Source organism: Nocardia sp. NPDC005746, assembly GCF_040630785.1.
In the GTDB taxonomy this organism is placed as follows: domain Bacteria; phylum Actinomycetota; class Actinomycetes; order Mycobacteriales; family Mycobacteriaceae; genus Nocardia.
Map to the genome: position 1 here is coordinate 700,676 of NZ_JBEXYE010000001.1, position 16,292 is coordinate 716,967.

Consider the following 16,292-nt stretch of genomic DNA (forward strand, 5'->3'; position numbering starts at 1 on the left):
GGTCGGCGTGGCGGGTGTCTTCGATCGGCTGGTCGGCCAGGGTGCGGTCGAGTCCGAGTTGACGGCTGCGGCGGTGGCGGCGCGGGGTGGGGCCGGATCGTCGTCGGCCATGACGCATTCCTGGTTGTTCACCGGTCCGCCCGGTTCGGGGCGGTCGGTGGCGGCGCTGTGTTTCGCGGCCGCTCTGCAGTGCACGGACGAGGGGATGCCCGGCTGCGGCCGCTGCCACGCCTGCACCACCACCATGGCCGGCACCCACGGCGATGTGCGCCGGGTGGTGCCGGAGGGTTTGAGCATCGGCACCAAGGAGATGCGCGAGATCGTGCAGGTGGCGTCGCGGCGGCCGAGTACCGGCCGCTGGCAGGTCGTGGTGGTGGAGGATGCGGACCGGCTGACCGAGGCGGCGGGCAATGTGCTGCTGAAGGTGGTCGAGGAGCCGCCGGCCCGTACGGTCTTCCTGCTCTGCGCGCCGTCGGTGGATCCGGAGGACATCTCGGTGACGCTGCGATCCCGCTGCCGCCACGTGCATTTGGCGACGCCGTCGGTGGAATCGATCGCCCGGGTGCTGCGTGAGCGGGACGGGTTGGACGACAAGGTCGCCGGTTGGGCGGCCTCGGTGAGCGGCGGCCACGTCGGTCGCGCCCGCCGGCTGGCCACCGATGACGACGCCCGTGCGCGTCGTCGCCGGGCCCTGGCCCTGGTCGCGGCGACCGCTCGCCCCGCTCAGGCCTATGCGGCCGCCGATGAGCTGGTGAAGTCCGCCGACGACGAGGCCAAGCTGGTCAGCGCCGACCGCGATGAGAAGGAACGCGACGCCCTGGCCACCGCGCTGGGCGCGGGCGGCACCGGCAAGGGCACCGCCTCGGCGACCCGGGGGTCCGCGGGAGCATTGAAAGACCTGGAAAAACGCCAGAAATCACGCGCCACCCGCACCGGCCGCGACGCCTTGGACCGGTCCCTGATCGATGTGGCGGGCCTCTACCGCGACGCCCTGGCCGTCCGTTTCGGCGCGGCCGCCGCCGATTCTTCGTCCGGCGTCACCCTCACCCACCCCGATATGGCCGACCAGATCCGCGAACTGGCCACCGACGTCCGCCCCGAAGGTCTGCTCCTCTCCATCCAGGCGGTCCTCGACTGCCGCGAGGCCCTCGAAACCAACGTGAAGCCCCGCTTCGCCCTCGCCGCCATGGTCGCCGCCCTGATGGCAGCCCGTTCCGCTTGACCGCCGAGTGTGGTTGGTCACCGTGAACACACGTTTTCGCGATTCGGGCACGAGACGATAGACTCGCAGCGCCGGAAGGCACGCCGCCTTAGCTCAGTCGGTAGAGCGCTTCACTCGTAATGAAAAGGTCGGGGGTTCGATTCCCCCAGGCGGCTCCAAACAAGCAGGTGGAGAGCGATCGTCGCTCTCCACCTGTTGTCGTTTCGGGATCATCCGCCGCTACTTCCCGATCACCAGGGGCGTGCTTGTGGCGTCGTGGATTCCGCGGGCTTCGGCAACGCCTGGTCCACCTCCGGTCCCGCCGTGTTCGCCGTTGTCGGTGCAGCCGTTCCCGGTCTCGCTGGGATCGGTGCAGGTCTTCTCGCCCCCGTCGCTCTCCCCGCAGTTTTCGTTGTCGCAGCCATGGGGCGGGACGGGCGGAGGTGGCGGAACCGGCTCGGCGAGATTACCGGACCACCCCCCAGCCCGATCGACCTGCACGACGCCGGACACCGCATCAGACGCGGCCACGGCTGGAACCGCCGCTGTCGCGGGAAACGCCATCACCACCCCTGCCAACACGAACGGGGTGAACAGCTGACGTGTGACATTTCGGTAAGTCTCGTTGGTCATGATCATTGCCTCTCCGGCGGACTCGGTGCCGACTACTGCGACTGATCGATCTCGTCACCTCGCACATCTCGTTCGGGCAACTACTACGTCGTCGTGACCATCCGGGGGCATATGTCCAGGGGCGCCGTCCAGGAGATACCCCCATCTGCGATCGCCCTGATCAGAATCCTACTCAGGTGATCAACGGCGCTGAAGCGTGTGGCGCAGTCGTGACCTGCCGTTATGAAAGATCGGGGGTCATTCCCCCGGGCGGCTCAAACGACAAAGGTGAGGACCATCGTGGCCCTCACCGTGTCGTTGGTGGGTCAGGAGACCAGGCCGCGGCCGGTGGTCAGGGGGAGGTCCATGGCTGTCAGGAGGCCGGGGCGGGCTTGGACTACGGCGGGGATGGTGCTGACCAGGCGGGCGGCGGTGCCGACCACTCCGGCTTCGGCGTGGTCGCCGTTGCTGTAGAGCTGGAGGTCGAGCAGGTAGTCGGGTTCGCCCTTGATTTCCACTCGGTAGCAACCCGATCCGGCTGGCTGGGGCCAGTCGGGGGCCAGGTCGGGGTGGAGGCGGGTGACGTGTTCGAGGGTGAGGATTTCGCGGCCGTCGCGGATGCCGTGGATCTGGAAGCGGAGGGCCGCGGCGGTGCCTTCCTCGATGGTGTGGGCGCCGATGCGGATCGGTTCCGTCGCGGGGAGACGCTCGAAATGCTGTGTCACCGAGTCGAGTTCGATGTCGAGGGCGGCGGCGAGCTGACGGATGACGCTGCCCCAGGCGAGGGTGAGAATGCCGGGCTGCAGGAGCAGGGGGAGGTCGTCGAGCTTGCTGCCGAAGCCCATGATGTCGAAGACGACCTTCGGGTTGTCGTAGGTCGAATAGTCCATGATCTCCGAGCAGATGACCCGGTCGATGCGTTCGGAGCCGCTGGACAGGAGCAGCGGCAGCCAGTCGTTGGCCCAGCCGGGGTCGATGCCGTTGACCCACAGGGACGCGCCGCCCTCCTCCGCGGCCTCGACGATGGGGGCGATGGCCTCGTCGGGGAGGGTGCCGTAAGGGAATTGGAGGAAGACGGGACTGCTGGAGACGACATTGATGCCGGCGCGGAGGAAGGTCTTCAGGTCCTCGACGGCCTCCATCAGGCGGTCGTCGGCCATGGCGGTGTGGACGATGCAGTCGGGCTTCAGGGCCAGCAGGGCCTCGGCGTCCCGGGTGGCCAGGACACCGGTCTCGCGGTCGAGACCGGCCAGTTCACCGGCATCCTTGCCGGCCTTCTCGGCGCTGGACACCCAGACTCCGACCAGTTCGAGTTCGGGGCGGTTGATGATGGAGCGCAGGGCGCGGCGGCCGACATTGCCTGTGCTCCACTGGACTACGCGGTAGGTCATGGAAAACTCCTGGGGCGCGGCGGATTACAGGTCGGGGATGGGGAGGGTCAGGTTGGGGGCGTCGATGCCGCCGTCCACCTCGAGCACCTTGCCGGTGATGTAGCCGCCCGCACGGGAGCTCAGGTAGACGATGGCGGCGGCGATCTCCCACGGTTCGCCGAGGCGATGCAGCGGGGTGGCGTCCTCCATCTGCTGCTTGATCTCCGGCTGCTGCGCAACGACTTCCAGCGCCGAGGTGAGCACCGAGCCGACCGCGATGGCGTTCACCCGGATGCGCGGGGACAGGTCGGCGGCGGCCAGCTTGGTCCAGTGCGCGAGCGCGGCCTTGGCGGTGCCGTAGGCCAGGAAGCCGCGGCCCGCGCTGATGCCCATGCGCGAGGAGATGTTCACGACCGAGCCGCCGCCGCTCTTCAGCATGTACGGCACCGCGGCCTGGGTGAGGGCGTGCGCGGTCGACACGTTGAACCGGAACGCCTCCTCCAGGAACTCGGGGGTGCTGGTGAGGAAGGTGTTGGGCATGGTGCCGCCGACATTGTTGACCACGATGTCGATGCCGCCCAGCTCGGCGGCGGCGGTCTCGGCCAGCGCGGTCACGGCCGAGAGGTCCGACAGGTCCGCGGGGACGGTGACGCAACGGCGGCCCAGCGCGCGGATCTTGCCGGCGACCTCGTCGAGCTGGGCGGCGGTGCGGGCCGAAATGGCCACGTCCGCACCGGCTTCGGCGAGCGCGAGAGCGGTGGCGGCGCCGATGCCGCGGCCCGCGCCGGTCACGACGGCGACGCGGCCGTCCAGTCGGAAGGTATCCAGGATCATCGCTAAATCAGTCCTTCGAGGGTGACGACAGTCACTCGACACTTTTAAGCATTAGTTCTTAACCGTCAAGGAGAAGTTCTTTATCCCCAGGTGAACGGCTACAGTGCAGGCTGTGCACAAGGAGGGTGGCGGTACTCGAATGACAGTCACGGGGGCGCGCGAGCGCATCATCCTGGCGGCGGAACAGCTGATCGCCGAGCGCGGGCCGGCGGTGCCGCTGCGCGATATCGCCGCGGTCGCCGAACAGCGCAACAACTCCGCGGTCCAATACCACTTCGGCTCCCGCGACGGGCTCATCGAGGCGGTGGTCGAACACCGGCTCGCCACCCTGGAGATCCGGCGGCTGGAGCTGCTGGCCGAACAGGCCGGGACCGGCGTGACCAGCGTCCACGACCTGCTCGAAGCACTGGTCATCCCCATGCTCGAACTGGGGGACCGGCACGGGATCCACCATTACGCCCGCTTCCTGGAACAGATCCACACCCATCGAGCCGTCACCGACGCCGCGAATCTGGCCTCCGCCCAGCGCACCTCGGTGCGCGTGATCATGCAGCAGCTCGATCGGGAACTCGCCGACCTGCCGAAACGCTTGCGGCTGCGGCGGTTGCGCGCGTTGCCGACCGTACTGTTCGCGCTACTGGCCGATCACGAACGCGCGGTCGAGGCGGGCAAGGTCGCCGCGGGGGATGTGGATGCCTGGGGAGAAATCGTGGACATGCTCGCGGGCGTGCTCACCGCCCCGGTCGTGGAACGCGCCCCGATCCGCTGAGGCCGCAACGCAATCGGGTGTGAACCCGCGCGACCAGGGTGCGAAGTTCGCCGCGACCTGGCAGGTGCGCGGTGGCCCGGCTACCGTTGATTCTCGTGGACACCACGGCAGCAATACCGACGGCGGGAGCCGAACCAGGGCCTACGCGCCCGCGACGGCTCGGCGTCGGACTCCCGCTGCTGAGCGGTGCGGCCGTGGCCGGCGGCCTGGCGCTGCTGCACTTCCGGGACCCGCACGTGCAGGGGGCCTACGGGTTCTGCCCGTTCTACGAACTGACCGGGTACTGGTGTCCCGGCTGCGGCGGCCTCCGCGGCCTGCACAATCTGACCGATGGCCGGTTCCTCGACGCCATCCACAGCAATGTGCTGCTGCTGCCGTTGACGCTCGGCTTCCTCGCCTGGTGGGGCACCTGGCTGGTGCGCGCTTGGCGGGGCCGGGCGACGCCGCCGCGACTACCGCGGATTCTGCCCAGGTCGGCGCTGTGGATCGCGGTGGCCTTCCTCGTCGTGTTCACGGTCGTGCGGAACACGCCGTGGGGTACCTGGATCGCACCCGTCTGAGGCGGAGGATGCTCTTGATATGAGCGAATCGCTGAAGGAACGGGTGCGGAACAAGCTGCTCCGCCAGCTCGAAGAGGACGGACCGCCCGATCCGGAGCTGCAGGACACCCGGCAGGTGTGGGTCCAGAACGATCTGGACCGGCTCGAAGCCGTCAGCGAGGACGACCCGTTCGTCGAGGAGCTCGCGGCTCGCTACATGGTGCCCTGACCCGCTCCCGCGATTCAGAATCCGCAGGGCGCTCCGCCGTCCGCCGAACCGCCGAAGGGCCGGGTTTCCGGGACCGGGTTCCAGTGGCCGTCGGTGCGGGCGTAATCCCAGCTCGGACCATGCTCGACCAGGGTGGCGATCGCGTCGATGAGGCGGTCCACGTCGGCGGCGGTGGTGCCGAGTCCGATGCTGGCGCGCAGCGCCGCGTCCACCCCGAGCCGCGACAGCAGCGGGTGCGCGCAGAACCGTCCGTCGCGCACCCCGATCCCATGCTCGGCGGAGAGATACGCGGCCACCTGGCCGGGCTCGAAACCGTCGACCGTGAAGGCGACGATGCCGACGGCGTCGGTGCTGTCGCGCCACACCCGCAGGAAGTTCACGCCCGGAACGGTTTTCAGCCCGTAGCGCAGCCGGTGGGTGAGGTACTGCTCATGCTCGACGACGGTGGTCTCGTCCAGGTCGGCGAGCGCGTCGCAGGCGGCGGCCAGGGCGGCCACCCCGAGCACGTTCGGGGAACCGGCCTCGTGGCGCTGCGGCGCGCTCGCCCACTCCACGCGGTCGGCGGCGACCGAACGCACCGCGCCGCCGCCCGCCAGATACGGCTCCGCGGCGTCGAGCCAGTCCCGGCGGCCGACCAGGACGCCCGCGCCGAACGGCGCGTACGCCTTGTGCCCGGAGAAGGCCAAGTAGTCGATGCCGGTGGTGCGCAGGTCGATCCGTCGGTGCGGGGCCAGCTGGGCGGCGTCGACCAGGATGCGGGTCCCGCACTGGTGTGCGATCCAGGCCAGCCGTTCCAGCGGCAGCAGTTCGCCGGTCACATTGGAGGCGCCGGTAACCGCCAGCAGCGCAGCGGGTTTCGAGCACAGTTCCGCGACCAGCCGCTGAATGGTCTCCTCGATGGTGTCGGCGACCGGCACCACGCGGCGGCCGTGCCGGGTCCAGGGCAGGAAGTTGGCGTGGTGTTCGACATCCAGCACCACGGTGTCACCGGGCACGCACGCGGCCAGCAGATTCAGCGAGTCGGTGGTGTTGCGGGTGAACACCACCACCTGGTCGTCGGCGGCGTTGAGGAAGCGGGCGACCGAGCCGCGGGCCGACTCGTAGCAGTCGGTGGAGACGCGGGAGGCGTATCCGGCGCCGCGGTGGACGCTGGCGTAGAACGGCAGCAGGTCGGCGACCCGGTCGGTGACCTGCCGCAACGCGGGGGCGCTGGCGGCGTAGTCGAAGTTGGCGTAGCCGGTGGTCCCGCCCTGGACCAGCGGAACCCGGAGGTCACAGCCGGACACGGTGGCGAGGGGAGCACAGGTCTGGTCGGCGAAAGCGGTCATCACAAATCCCATCGGATTCAGGGGACCACGCGATCGGAAGACAGGAATCGATCGTGAGTCCGCGCTTGCCGTGCCCGGTCGGGCGACGGCCCGGTCGTCACCCGGAGCACCCCGCCGCGGTGGAGGGTTGCCGACCAGCTAGCCGGGGCTTAGCGCTGGTACTCATGACCTGATTGCAGAGACTGGCAGACGCTTCGCGGGCTTGTCAACCCTCGGCGGCGATGGTGACGCGGTGTGACCAACGGCACCGGCGGGGCGGAAAAATCATCCGAAAGTTGGAGTGGGTGGGCCGCAAAGTTCGAATCGCGCGATCGTTGCTGGGGCGTAGGGTCGATGAGGAAGTTAGGGTAGCCAAAGTGTGGTGCCCCCGGAGTTGACCACGAGGAGCCCGACCATGTTGGACACGGACACCGCCGCCCCGTTCTCGACGCTCATTCGCACCGCGACCGAGCAGCAGCACAGCGAGGCCGAGCACTCCACGTTCATGCGTGACCTGCTCACCGGTCAGCTCGGCGTCGAGGCCTTCCTCCGCTACACCGGACAGCTCTGGTTCGTCTACGAGGCCCTCGAAAAGCATTCCGCCACACTGGCGTCCGACTCCGTCGCGGGTCCGTTCGTGAAGCCGGAACTGGCGCGTCTGGCCGCGCTCGAGACCGATCTGGCCCACCTCGGCGGCGCGAACTGGCGCGATGAACTACAGCCGCTGCCTTCGACCGCCGCCTACGCGGCCCGCATCGAGGAGTGCGCGCAGGAGTGGCCGGCCGGGTACGTCGTCCACCACTACACCCGCTACCTGGGTGATCTCTCCGGCGGCCAGGTCATCCGCGGCACCGCCGAGAAGCTGTGGGACCTGCCCAAGAAGGGCGACGGCGTGCGCTTCTACGTCTTCGACGAGATCACCAATCCGGCCGCGTTCAAGCGCGAGTACCGCGAGGCCCTGGACCAGCTTCCCCTCGAAGGTTCCGAAGTCGATCGCGTGCTCGACGAGGCGCGACTGGCGTTCACGATGAACACCGACCTGTTCCGTGAGCTGGGTGCGGAGTACTCTTCCGCCCCGCGTAACTAGCGGGCGGCCGAGAGCCGTCGGAATTGGCAACCCGTGCCGGCGGTTCGGACCCGAAACAGTTGTGGACGTACCCGGTGAATTACCCGCGCCTCACGAGATCGGTTGTCGCGTTGGGTTACCCGGGCGTGGCCCGATGGGTCGCTGACCTGCTCGTCGGGGGCAAGTCAGCGGTGGCGGAGTTCATGCCGGTCGGGCTTGCGTCCCGGTGCTGTCCTGGGTTGCCATGGAGGGCATGAGTCTTCCGCTGCTGTTGAGTTTCGCCGGGTTGTGCGTGCTGCTGGCGCTCACGCCGGGCCCCGATACCTTTCTGGTGCTGCGATTCTCGATGGCCGGACCGCGACCCGGGATCGCGGCGGCGGTGGGCTCGGCGTTCGGCGGGATCGTCTGGGCGACGGTGGTGGCGGCCGGGGTGGCGGCGCTGCTGGAACAGTCGGCCACGGCGTATCGCACGCTGAAGGTGATCGGCGGAATCTACCTGCTGTACCTGGGGATTCGGGCGCTGGTCGAGCAGCGGCGGGCGCGGAACGCGGAGGCCGAGCCCCAGGCCGCGGTCGCGCAGGGCACGCCCGCGTCGATGCGCTCGGCGTTCGCTGCCGGATTGCTGTCCTGTGTTTTCAACCCGAAGGTGGGTTTGTTCTACCTCGCGGTGCTGCCGCAGTTCCTGACCGAGGTGACCTTCCTGAACACGCTCACTCTCGGCGCCATCGAATCCAGCATCGCGGCCGTCGAGATGATCCTGCTCGCGGTGGCCGCCGCCCGCGCGGTCACCCTGTTGCAGCGGCCGCGGATCCGGGCCCGGCTGGAACAGGCGAGCGCGGCGATCCTGGCGGCGCTGGGCATCGGCACCGCGGCCTCGGCGGCCTGAGGTCAGTCGGCGATCTCGGCGCGGTGATACGCGCCGTTGTAGTACACCAGCGGGCCGGCCGCGGGCGAGCTCTCGGTGTTGTCGTGCACCTGTGTGACCAGTCCGATCACCAGTGTGTGATCGCCGATCGGGATCAGCTGGTGCACGGTCGCGCGCACCCAGATCGGGGTGCCGTGCAGGATCGGTTCGCCGGAGCCGAGCGTGGCCCACAAGGACTTGTCGGTGAAGCGCTCCTCGGCGGACCGGCTGAACCGCTGCGCCAGATGCTTCTGATGCTCGCCGAGGAAGTGCACCACCACCGATTCGGCCCCGAGCATGGCCTCGATGCTGGAGGAGGTCTCGGCGATATTGAACGAGATGAGCGGCGGCTGCGCGGAGAGCGAGGCGAACGAGGTCGCGGTGAAACCGACCGGACCCTGCGCGGAGTTCAGCGTGACGATGGTGACGCCCGCCGGATAGTGCCGCATGGCGGCACGGTATTGCTGCGCGGTGATGCCGCTCAGGTCGTCGGGCACGTGTAGCTCGGCGCCGGGCGTCGGAGAATCGGTCACGTCAAGAACCTACGTGGTCGCGGGCCCCGGTATTCCACGCTGTTGGAAAACCCCGTCGACGGCGGTCAGTCCACGTCGATGGCCAGGCCCGCGGTGATCCGGACCAGCTCGCCGAAGGTCGTGCGGAACAGGGTGTTCGGGTGCCCGCCCGCCGCCCACAGCTCCCGGTACTGGGCCAGCGCGTTGTCGACGAAGGTGGGCAGGTTGGTGGGGTGCCCGAGCGGGGCGACGCCGCCGATGGGCTGTCCGGTCACCTCCTGGACCATGGCCGCGGGCGCCCGGCTGAGCGTGCCCTCCAGGCGTTGCCCGGTGCGCGCCAGATGCACCTGGTGCGCGCCGGAGACGAGCAGCAGCACGGGGTCGTCGTCGAGCAGGAACACCAGGGATTTGGTGATGGCCCCGACGGTGACGCCGACCGCGTCGGCCGCATCGCGCGCGGTGGGGGTGGGTGTGGGCTGGGTGATGATCACCCCGTGATGGCCGCGCGCGATCAAGGTGTCGGAAACCTTCGACGCGACCGGTGGCAGGGACCTGCGCATGCCAACCAGGGTAGAGCGATTGCGGTGGATGTGCGGGGGGATCAGTAGTCGGGGTAGCCCTCCTCGGGGCCCAGCATCGTGGTCAGGCGGGCCGACACGATCGGGGCCAGCTCGTCGACGGTGCGCTCCGAAACCGGCTGGTGCGCACAGGAATCGAAGACCCGTTCCAGATCGACGGCGGACATGGCGCGCAGTTCCGCCGCGGCCGCGGTCTGCAACGCGGCGTGGCCCGGGTAGGGGCGGCCGTCGGCGATCTTCTGCGCCCAGGTGACATTGCAGCAGCATTCGTACAGGGCATGAATCGCGCGACGGCGGGGGAGGGCGTTGAAGCGGTCGAGGCCGACTCCGTGATGCATCATCGTGACCTCACACACAGGAGGAGCAGTTTGTGCGGACGCGATAATCGTCCGCCTCCGGGCGCCGCGAAAACGCTGGGACGCAGCAGATTTAGCACAGGGTTTACACCGGCCAACCTACTCGCGAGTAACCCCTATACGCTGGACCAATGACCGAATGGAAGGCTTTCGACGTCGAAAGCAAGGACCACATCGCGACGGTGACGCTCACCGGTCCTGGCAAGGGCAATGCCATGGGCCCCGACTTCTGGCGTGAGCTACCGCTCATCTTCGCCGAGCTCGACGCCGACCCCGACATCCGGGCCATCGTGCTCACCGGCGCCGGGAAGCACTTCTCCTACGGACTGGACCTGCCGGCCATGAGCCCGCTGTTCGGGCCGCTGCTGGCGGACAAGGCGCTCGCCGGGCCCCGCACCGACTTCCTCAAGCACGTGCGCGGCATGCAGGACTCGGTGACCGCGGTCGCCGACTGCGTGAAGCCCGTCATCGCGGCCGTCTCCGGCTGGTGCATCGGCGGCGGACTGGACCTCATCGCCGCCGCCGACGTCCGGCTGGCCAGCGCCGACGCCAAGTTCAGCCTGCGCGAGGCCAAGGTGGCCATCGTGGCCGACATCGGCTCGCTGCACCGGCTGCCGGGCATCATCGGTGAGGGGCACGTGCGCGAACTCGCCTACACCGGCAAGGACATCGACGCCGCCCGCGCCGAGAAGATCGGGCTGGTCAACGACGTCTACGCCGATCAGGAAGCCGTGCTGGACGCCGCCTACGCCATGGCGCGCGAGATCGCGGCCAACCCGCCGCTGGTCGTGCAGGGCATCAAGGACGTCCTGGACCAGCCCAAGCGCGGCAAGATCGCCGACGGCCTGCGCTACGTCTCCGCCTGGAACTCGGCGTTCCTGCCCTCGGAGGACCTGACCGAGGCCATCCAGGCCGTCTTCGAGAAGCGCGACCCGCAGTTCAAAGGCAAGTAACCCCTTCGGGTTACCGCCAAAAAAGGACCCCATGCCTCCGGTTCCCGGCCTATCGTTTTGGTCGGGGCTGGAGGTTTGGCATGGCGACATCCGAAGTGGGCGAAGCGACCGGCGAGGGCGGCTTCACGCATCGGCAGATACTGGTGATCCTCTCCGGGCTGCTGCTGGGCATTCTGCTCGCGGCGCTGGATCAGACCATCGTGTCCACGGCGATCCGCACCATCGCCGATGACCTGAACGGGTATTCGCTGCAGGCCTGGGCGACCACCGCGTACCTGATCACCGCGACGCTGGCCACGCCGCTCTACGGCAAGCTCTCGGACATGTACGGGCGCAAGCCCTTCTACCTGGCCTCCATCACCATCTTCGTGACCGGTTCGCTGCTGTGCACCTTCGCGCAGTCCATGTACGAGCTGGCGGTGTTCCGGGCATTGCAAGGGCTGGGCGCGGGCGGGTTGATGTCGCTGGCGCTGACCATCGTCGGCGATATCGTGAGCCCGCGCGAAAGGTCCAGGTACCAAGGGTATTTCCTGGCCGTGTTCGGCACCTCCAGCGTGATCGGGCCGGTGCTGGGCGGGCTGTTCGCGGGGCAGCACAGCATTCTGGGGATCGCGGGCTGGCGGTGGGTGTTCCTGGTGAACGTTCCCATCGGACTGTTCACGCTGGTCGTGGTGACCCGCGTGCTGCGGCTGCCGCCGCGCGAGAAATCCCGTGACCGCGTGGACTATTGGGGCGCGCTCGCCTTGATCGTCGCCATGAGCCCGCTACTGATCGTGGCCCAGCAGGGGCGCGAATGGGGGTGGAGCAGCGGGAGATCCGTGGCCTGCTACCTGATCGGCGCGCTCGGTGTCGCCGCGTTCGTGCTGATCGAGCGCGCGCTGGGGGATGCGGCGCTGATCCCGCTGCGCATCTTCGCCAATCGCACCTTCGCGCTCGGCGTGGTCATCTCGTTCGTGGTCGGTGCGGGCATGTTCGGGGGCATCCTGCTGCTACCCCAGTACTTGCAGGCCGACCGGGGCGCCAGTCCGATGCTGGGCGGCTTGCAGATGATTCCCATGGTGCTGGGCATGATGATCGGGTCGGTGCTGTCGGGCCAATTGATCTCGCGCACCGGGCATTACCGGATCTATACGCTGCTCGGCGCGGCCATGATCACCCTCGGACTTTTCCTGCTGCACTATCTGAAGGCCGATACCGCGTTCTGGATCGTGGTCCTGTTCATGTTGTGCGTGGGATTCGGACTGGGAAATCTCATGCAGCCGCTCATCGTGGCATTGCAGAATGCGTTGCCGCCCAAGGATATGGGCGTCTCCACCGCGTCGGCCACCTTCTTCCGGCAGATCGGCGGCACCCTCGGCGCGGCGGTCTTCCTGTCCATCCTGTTCGACCGGCTGGGGACCGATATTCGCGCTCAACTGGAGGCGTCCAGCACCGACCCGAATTTCCAGAAGGCCGTGGTGAGCGCCGCGCACGACGGGAATCCGGCGGATATGGCACTGGCGCAGGGATTCCTGAACCACGACACTTCGGCGGCACAGAGCGTGCTGAAGGACAGCTCGATCATTCAGAAGCTGAATCCCGTCCTGGCGCATCCGTTCAAGGTCGGATTCGCGGAATCGCTGTCCACGGTGTTCCTGACGACCTCCGCGGTCGCGTTCGTCGCGCTCGTCCTGGTGATGTTCTGGAAGGAAGTCCCGCTCCGCACCACCGCGGGACTGGATTCCGTTCCCGAGTAAAAGCGAAGGGGCGGCACGGAATCCGTGCCGCCCCTCACTCGGCGTGACCTAGTGGCCCTGCTCCTTCAGACGGGCGTAGGCCTCGTCGACGAGCTTCTCGGCCTTCTCGCGGCCCTCCCAGCCCTCGACCTTGACCCACTTGCCGGGCTCCAGGTCCTTGTAGCGCTCGAAGAAGTGCGCGATCTCCTTGCGCTGGAATTCCGGGATGTCCTCGACGTCCTGGATGTGGTCCCAGCGCTTGTCCTTGTTGGGGACCGCGACCAGCTTCTCGTCGGTGCCGGCCTCGTCGCTCATGATGAGCACGCCGACCGGGCGGGCCTCGACCAGCACACCCGGGAACACCGGCTCGGGCAGCAGGACCATGCAGTCCAGCGGGTCGCCGTCGCCGCCCAGGGTGTTCTCGATGTAGCCGTAGTCGGCCGGGTACATCATCGGCGTGTACAGGTAGCGGTCCAGCCGCACGCGTCCGGTCTCGTGATCGACCTCGTACTTGTTGCGCTGACCCCGGGGGATCTCGATGGTGACGTCGAACTCCACGTCATCTCCTTTTCGGTGGGCGGTAAGGCTGCCGACTCGCCAGCACGTTCGGGGGAACGACTGCGCAACGAGGATAGTGTGGACCGCGGTAGAGCCATCAGCCCCACCACAGGTATCAGGGAGACAGCGGCAGGTGTTTGGTCGGAACAAGCAGAACATCGGTGGTCTGGAGGCCAAGCGGCGACGCAGAACCTGGATCATGGTGTCATCGGTGCTGGTCGTCATGCTGGTGGCGGCCACGGCCGTGGTGCTGATCCTGAAGCCCTGGACCGAGGAGTTCCAGCACGGGGGGTTGACGATCGCCGACCCGCCCGCGCCGGTGAAGCCGATCCCGCAGGTCGCGCCCGCCCCCGAGACCGCGCCCGCCGCGAGCACCGCCGGTCTGGCGGCCGCACTCGCGCCCGTCGTCGGCAACCCGGACCTGGGCGCGTTCGCCGCCTCGGTGTCCGACGGGGACACCGGCACGGTGCTGTGGACGCTGGACCCGGACAAGGCCATGATCCCGTCCTCCACCGCCAAGATCCTCACCGTCGCGGCCGCCCTGCTGGCGCTGCCCGCCGACCACCGGGTCACCACCAAGGTGGTGACCGGTGCGGCTCCCGGCGAGATCGTGCTGGTCGGCGGCGGCGACCCCACCATCACCGCGCAGCCCGACGGCAAGGGCTACTACCCGGGCGCCCCGCGCCTGCAGGACCTGGTCGCGCAGATCAAGGCCACCGGACAGCGGGTGGACTCGATCACCGTCGACACCTCCGCCTACCCGGGACCGAACTTCGCGCCCGGCTGGGACGCCGCCGACATCGGGGGCGGCTCCATCGCGCCCATGGACGCGGTGATGATCGACGGCGGCCGCCTGGACCCCCTGGTCGAATACTCGCCCCGCACCGCCACTCCGGCTCTCGACGCGGGCCGCAGGATGGCCGCCGAACTGGGCGTGGACGGTTCGAAGGTGAAGGCGGGCAGCGCGCCCGCGACCGCCACCCAGCTGGCCGCGGTGCAGTCCGCGCCGCTGCGGGACCGCCTGCTGCAGGCCATGGTGCACTCGGACAACGTACTGGCCGAGGCGATCGGCCGCGAGGTCGCGGTGGCCGGCGGGCAGGAGGCCTCCTTCACCGGCGCGGTCACCGCCATGAACACCGTGCTGCAGGCCGCCGGGTTCGATCTCGCCGGCCTGAAAATGGCCGACAACAGCGGACTCTCGACCGACGACCGGATCCCGCCGCGCCTGCTCAACCGGGTGCTGACGGTGGCCGCGCTGCCCAACGGCGCTGCTCCGCAAGGCAATTCGACCGTCGATCCGGCCGCGGTCACCACCCCCGGCTCCCCGCTCGCCCCGCTGCTGGACTATCTGCCGGTCGCGGGCGGCACCGGCTCGCTGGCGAGCCGATATGTGGACCGCGATCGCGAGGGCGCGGGTTGGATACGGGCCAAAACAGGAACTCTGTCCGTATCGAGTGCGTTGGTCGGTTATGTGCTGGACCGTGACGGACGCGTCCTGACGTTCGCGCTCATGTCGAATGATCGGCCGCCGGAGGTGAGCCGACCCGCGCTGGACGCCGTCGCCAACGCACTGCGCAACTGTGGCTGCTCCTGACGGGTGGATGAACATGACCGGATCCGATAGCCCCGCCGCCCCTGCCCGCACCCGGACCACGCTGACCGGGTCGGTCGACTGGAACGTGGCCGCCCGCACCGGCGCCGCCCTGGTCCCGGCCGGGCCGCGCACCTCCCGGTATTCGGCCGAGCACGCGGTCGCCGAACTCGCCGCCGCCTCGGTCCGCGCCGAGGTGCCGGTGCGTGAGGTCAGCGGGCTCGACGACGGCTCGGTGGTGCCCGACGCGCTGATCGTGGACCGGCCGGGCTGGATCCGGGCCGCCGCCGACTCCATGGCCCAGCTCACCGGCAGCGGCATCGAACCCGGCGAGAAGGGCAAGCTGGTCGGCAAACCGGCCGGACTGCAGGCCGGGGCCATGCTGGCCTTCCTGTCCACCGCCATCCTCGGCCAGTACGACCCGTTCACCGGGCCGGACGGCACGCTGCTGCTGGTGGCGCCCAACATCATGGCGGTGGAACGCGCACTGGGCGTGCCGCCCAGCGACTTCCGGCTCTGGGTGTGCCTGCACGAGGTCACCCACCGGGTCCAATTCTCGTCCGCCCCTTGGATCGCCGACTACATGCGCCGCAATGTCGAGACCCTGGGTGAGGCGGGCGACGAGCCGCTCGCCGACATCCTCGCCCGGCTCGCCGACGCCGTGAAGGAACGCCGCCGCGGCGTCGAGGACCCCGCGGGCGGTGTCATCGGGCTGCTGCGAGCCACCCAGGCCGAACCCCAGCGGCTGGCCCTGGACCGACTACTCATGCTCGGCACCCTGCTCGAGGGCCACGCCGACCACGTCATGGACGCCGTCGGCCCGGCCGTGGTCCCCTCCGTCACCCGTATTCGCGCCGCCTTCGATCAGCGTCGCAAGCGGCCCGCCAACCCGATCCAGCGCCTGCTGCGCGCCCTGCTCGGCATGGACGCCAAGGTCGCCCAGTACGTGCGCGGCAAGGCCTTCGTCGACGAGGTGGTCGACACCGTCGGCATGGCCCGCTTCAACACCATCTGGACCGAGCCGGAAACCCTGCCCCGCACCGACGAGATCGGCGAACCGCAACGGTGGGTCACCCGGGTCCTGGGCTGATCCACGGCCCTCGTCCCTCCGGAGCGCTTGCGCCACGCCGGAATTCGGGACGTACCCGGCAGGAATCCTCGCCGCACGGCGCCGCCCCCCGGCCGCGTGCGACGATCG

At 68.9% G+C, this 16,292-nt stretch carries 18 protein-coding genes, 1 tRNA gene and 1 riboswitch; of the genes, 11 read left to right on the forward strand and 8 right to left on the reverse strand.

Annotated elements, in window-relative coordinates:
* The first annotated feature begins 7 nt into the window (after positions 1 to 7).
* Both ABZ412_RS03190 and ABZ412_RS03195 read left to right on the forward strand, forming a co-directional pair.
* A complete protein-coding gene (locus ABZ412_RS03190) occupies positions 8 to 1,222 on the forward strand; it encodes a DNA polymerase III subunit delta' (RefSeq protein WP_357275622.1) in 1,215 nt (404 codons plus the stop codon).
* Between the two features lie 82 nt (positions 1,223 to 1,304).
* A tRNA-Thr gene (locus tag ABZ412_RS03195) sits at positions 1,305 to 1,380 on the forward strand.
* Positions 1,381 to 1,441: 61 nt separating this feature from the next.
* Here ABZ412_RS03195 and ABZ412_RS03200 read toward each other — a convergent pair.
* From ABZ412_RS03200 to ABZ412_RS03210, 3 genes are all read right to left on the reverse strand, one after another.
* Positions 1,442 to 1,840, reverse strand: a complete 399-nt coding sequence (locus tag ABZ412_RS03200) for a hypothetical protein (RefSeq protein ID WP_357275624.1) — start codon at positions 1,838 to 1,840, stop codon at positions 1,442 to 1,444.
* 299 nt (positions 1,841 to 2,139) lie between these two features.
* Positions 2,140 to 3,204, reverse strand: a complete 1,065-nt coding sequence (locus ABZ412_RS03205; protein ID WP_357275626.1) for a diacylglycerol kinase — start codon at positions 3,202 to 3,204, stop codon at positions 2,140 to 2,142.
* Positions 3,205 to 3,228: 24 nt separating this feature from the next.
* Positions 3,229 to 4,017: an SDR family oxidoreductase gene (locus ABZ412_RS03210; RefSeq protein ID WP_357275629.1), complete on the reverse strand. Its 789-nt coding sequence runs from the start codon at positions 4,015 to 4,017 to the stop codon at positions 3,229 to 3,231.
* A gap of 139 nt (positions 4,018 to 4,156) precedes the next feature.
* On the opposite strand from ABZ412_RS03210, the gene ABZ412_RS03215 reads away from it, so the two are divergent.
* The 3 genes from ABZ412_RS03215 to ABZ412_RS03225 all read left to right on the forward strand — a co-directional run bounded on the left by ABZ412_RS03215 (position 4,157) and on the right by ABZ412_RS03225 (position 5,554).
* Positions 4,157 to 4,786, forward strand: coding sequence for a TetR/AcrR family transcriptional regulator (locus ABZ412_RS03215; protein ID WP_357275631.1), 630 nt, complete (start codon positions 4,157 to 4,159; stop codon positions 4,784 to 4,786).
* 95 nt (positions 4,787 to 4,881) lie between these two features.
* Positions 4,882 to 5,346 carry a DUF2752 domain-containing protein gene (locus ABZ412_RS03220; RefSeq protein ID WP_357275633.1) on the forward strand — a complete coding sequence of 155 codons (465 nt, stop codon included), beginning with the start codon at positions 4,882 to 4,884 and terminating at the stop codon, positions 5,344 to 5,346.
* 19 nt (positions 5,347 to 5,365) lie between these two features.
* Complete coding sequence (locus tag ABZ412_RS03225; RefSeq protein WP_357275634.1) at positions 5,366 to 5,554, forward strand: hypothetical protein; 189 nt, start codon at positions 5,366 to 5,368, stop codon at positions 5,552 to 5,554.
* A gap of 14 nt (positions 5,555 to 5,568) precedes the next feature.
* On the opposite strand, the gene ABZ412_RS03230 is transcribed toward ABZ412_RS03225, so the two are convergent.
* Positions 5,569 to 6,882 (reverse strand): aminotransferase class V-fold PLP-dependent enzyme, encoded by a 1,314-nt coding sequence (locus tag ABZ412_RS03230; protein WP_357275636.1) that lies wholly within the window; start codon positions 6,880 to 6,882, stop codon positions 5,569 to 5,571.
* 56 nt (positions 6,883 to 6,938) lie between these two features.
* Positions 6,939 to 7,052, reverse strand: a riboswitch (SAM riboswitch).
* A 224-nt stretch (positions 7,053 to 7,276) separates the two neighbouring features.
* On the opposite strand from ABZ412_RS03230, the gene ABZ412_RS03235 reads away from it, so the two are divergent.
* Together ABZ412_RS03235 and ABZ412_RS03240 are read left to right on the forward strand one after the other, a co-directional pair.
* Positions 7,277 to 7,948, forward strand: coding sequence for a biliverdin-producing heme oxygenase (locus tag ABZ412_RS03235; protein ID WP_357275638.1), 672 nt, complete (start codon positions 7,277 to 7,279; stop codon positions 7,946 to 7,948).
* A gap of 232 nt (positions 7,949 to 8,180) precedes the next feature.
* Entirely contained in the window at positions 8,181 to 8,813 is a 633-nt protein-coding gene (locus ABZ412_RS03240) for a LysE family translocator (RefSeq protein ID WP_357275640.1), read from the forward strand.
* 2 nt (positions 8,814 to 8,815) lie between these two features.
* Here the strand turns inward: ABZ412_RS03240 and ABZ412_RS03245 are convergent, their stop codons facing one another.
* The 3 genes from ABZ412_RS03245 to ABZ412_RS03255 all read right to left on the reverse strand — a co-directional run bounded on the left by ABZ412_RS03245 (position 8,816) and on the right by ABZ412_RS03255 (position 10,262).
* Positions 8,816 to 9,364 (reverse strand): flavin reductase family protein, encoded by a 549-nt coding sequence (locus ABZ412_RS03245; protein WP_357275643.1) that lies wholly within the window; start codon positions 9,362 to 9,364, stop codon positions 8,816 to 8,818.
* A 65-nt stretch (positions 9,365 to 9,429) separates the two neighbouring features.
* Complete coding sequence (locus ABZ412_RS03250) at positions 9,430 to 9,903, reverse strand: YbaK/EbsC family protein (protein ID WP_357087551.1); 474 nt, start codon at positions 9,901 to 9,903, stop codon at positions 9,430 to 9,432.
* Positions 9,904 to 9,944: 41 nt separating this feature from the next.
* Entirely contained in the window at positions 9,945 to 10,262 is a 318-nt protein-coding gene (locus tag ABZ412_RS03255; RefSeq protein WP_357275645.1) for a 2-oxo-4-hydroxy-4-carboxy-5-ureidoimidazoline decarboxylase, read from the reverse strand.
* 146 nt (positions 10,263 to 10,408) lie between these two features.
* Between ABZ412_RS03255 and ABZ412_RS03260 the strand changes: the two genes are divergently transcribed.
* Together ABZ412_RS03260 and ABZ412_RS03265 are read left to right on the forward strand one after the other, a co-directional pair.
* Complete coding sequence (locus ABZ412_RS03260) at positions 10,409 to 11,230, forward strand: crotonase/enoyl-CoA hydratase family protein (RefSeq protein WP_357275647.1); 822 nt, start codon at positions 10,409 to 10,411, stop codon at positions 11,228 to 11,230.
* An 80-nt stretch (positions 11,231 to 11,310) separates the two neighbouring features.
* Positions 11,311 to 12,966 carry an MDR family MFS transporter gene (locus tag ABZ412_RS03265; RefSeq protein ID WP_357275649.1) on the forward strand — a complete coding sequence of 552 codons (1,656 nt, stop codon included), beginning with the start codon at positions 11,311 to 11,313 and terminating at the stop codon, positions 12,964 to 12,966.
* 48 nt (positions 12,967 to 13,014) lie between these two features.
* Here the strand turns inward: ABZ412_RS03265 and ppa are convergent, their stop codons facing one another.
* Complete coding sequence (ppa, locus tag ABZ412_RS03270) at positions 13,015 to 13,503, reverse strand: inorganic diphosphatase (RefSeq protein WP_357275651.1); 489 nt, start codon at positions 13,501 to 13,503, stop codon at positions 13,015 to 13,017.
* A 133-nt stretch (positions 13,504 to 13,636) separates the two neighbouring features.
* Between ppa and dacB the strand changes: the two genes are divergently transcribed.
* Positions 13,637 to 15,097, forward strand: a complete 1,461-nt coding sequence (dacB, locus tag ABZ412_RS03275) for a D-alanyl-D-alanine carboxypeptidase/D-alanyl-D-alanine-endopeptidase (RefSeq protein WP_357275653.1) — start codon at positions 13,637 to 13,639, stop codon at positions 15,095 to 15,097.
* A 13-nt stretch (positions 15,098 to 15,110) separates the two neighbouring features.
* The gene (locus ABZ412_RS03280) at positions 15,111 to 16,184 is read left to right on the forward strand and encodes a zinc-dependent metalloprotease (protein WP_357275655.1); all 1,074 of its coding nucleotides are present in this window, start codon (positions 15,111 to 15,113) and stop codon (positions 16,182 to 16,184) included.
* Positions 16,185 to 16,292: the final 108 nt, after the last annotated feature.

Coding starts and splice junctions, on each gene's coding strand:
- ABZ412_RS03200 (WP_357275624.1), bottom strand. CDS start 1,840: ATGATCATGACCAACGAGACTTACCGAAATGTCACACGTCAGCTGTTC.
- ABZ412_RS03205 (WP_357275626.1), bottom strand. CDS start 3,204: ATGACCTACCGCGTAGTCCAGTGGAGCACAGGCAATGTCGGCCGCCGC.
- ABZ412_RS03210 (WP_357275629.1), bottom strand. CDS start 4,017: ATGATCCTGGATACCTTCCGACTGGACGGCCGCGTCGCCGTCGTGACC.
- ABZ412_RS03215 (WP_357275631.1), top strand. CDS start 4,157: ATGACAGTCACGGGGGCGCGCGAGCGCATCATCCTGGCGGCGGAACAG.
- ABZ412_RS03225 (WP_357275634.1), top strand. CDS start 5,366: ATGAGCGAATCGCTGAAGGAACGGGTGCGGAACAAGCTGCTCCGCCAG.
- ABZ412_RS03230 (WP_357275636.1), bottom strand. CDS start 6,882: ATGACCGCTTTCGCCGACCAGACCTGTGCTCCCCTCGCCACCGTGTCC.
- ABZ412_RS03235 (WP_357275638.1), top strand. CDS start 7,277: ATGTTGGACACGGACACCGCCGCCCCGTTCTCGACGCTCATTCGCACC.
- ABZ412_RS03240 (WP_357275640.1), top strand. CDS start 8,181: ATGAGTCTTCCGCTGCTGTTGAGTTTCGCCGGGTTGTGCGTGCTGCTG.
- ABZ412_RS03250 (WP_357087551.1), bottom strand. CDS start 9,903: ATGCGCAGGTCCCTGCCACCGGTCGCGTCGAAGGTTTCCGACACCTTG.
- ABZ412_RS03255 (WP_357275645.1), bottom strand. CDS start 10,262: ATGATGCATCACGGAGTCGGCCTCGACCGCTTCAACGCCCTCCCCCGC.
- ABZ412_RS03260 (WP_357275647.1), top strand. CDS start 10,409: ATGACCGAATGGAAGGCTTTCGACGTCGAAAGCAAGGACCACATCGCG.
- ABZ412_RS03265 (WP_357275649.1), top strand. CDS start 11,311: ATGGCGACATCCGAAGTGGGCGAAGCGACCGGCGAGGGCGGCTTCACG.
- ABZ412_RS03280 (WP_357275655.1), top strand. CDS start 15,111: ATGACCGGATCCGATAGCCCCGCCGCCCCTGCCCGCACCCGGACCACG.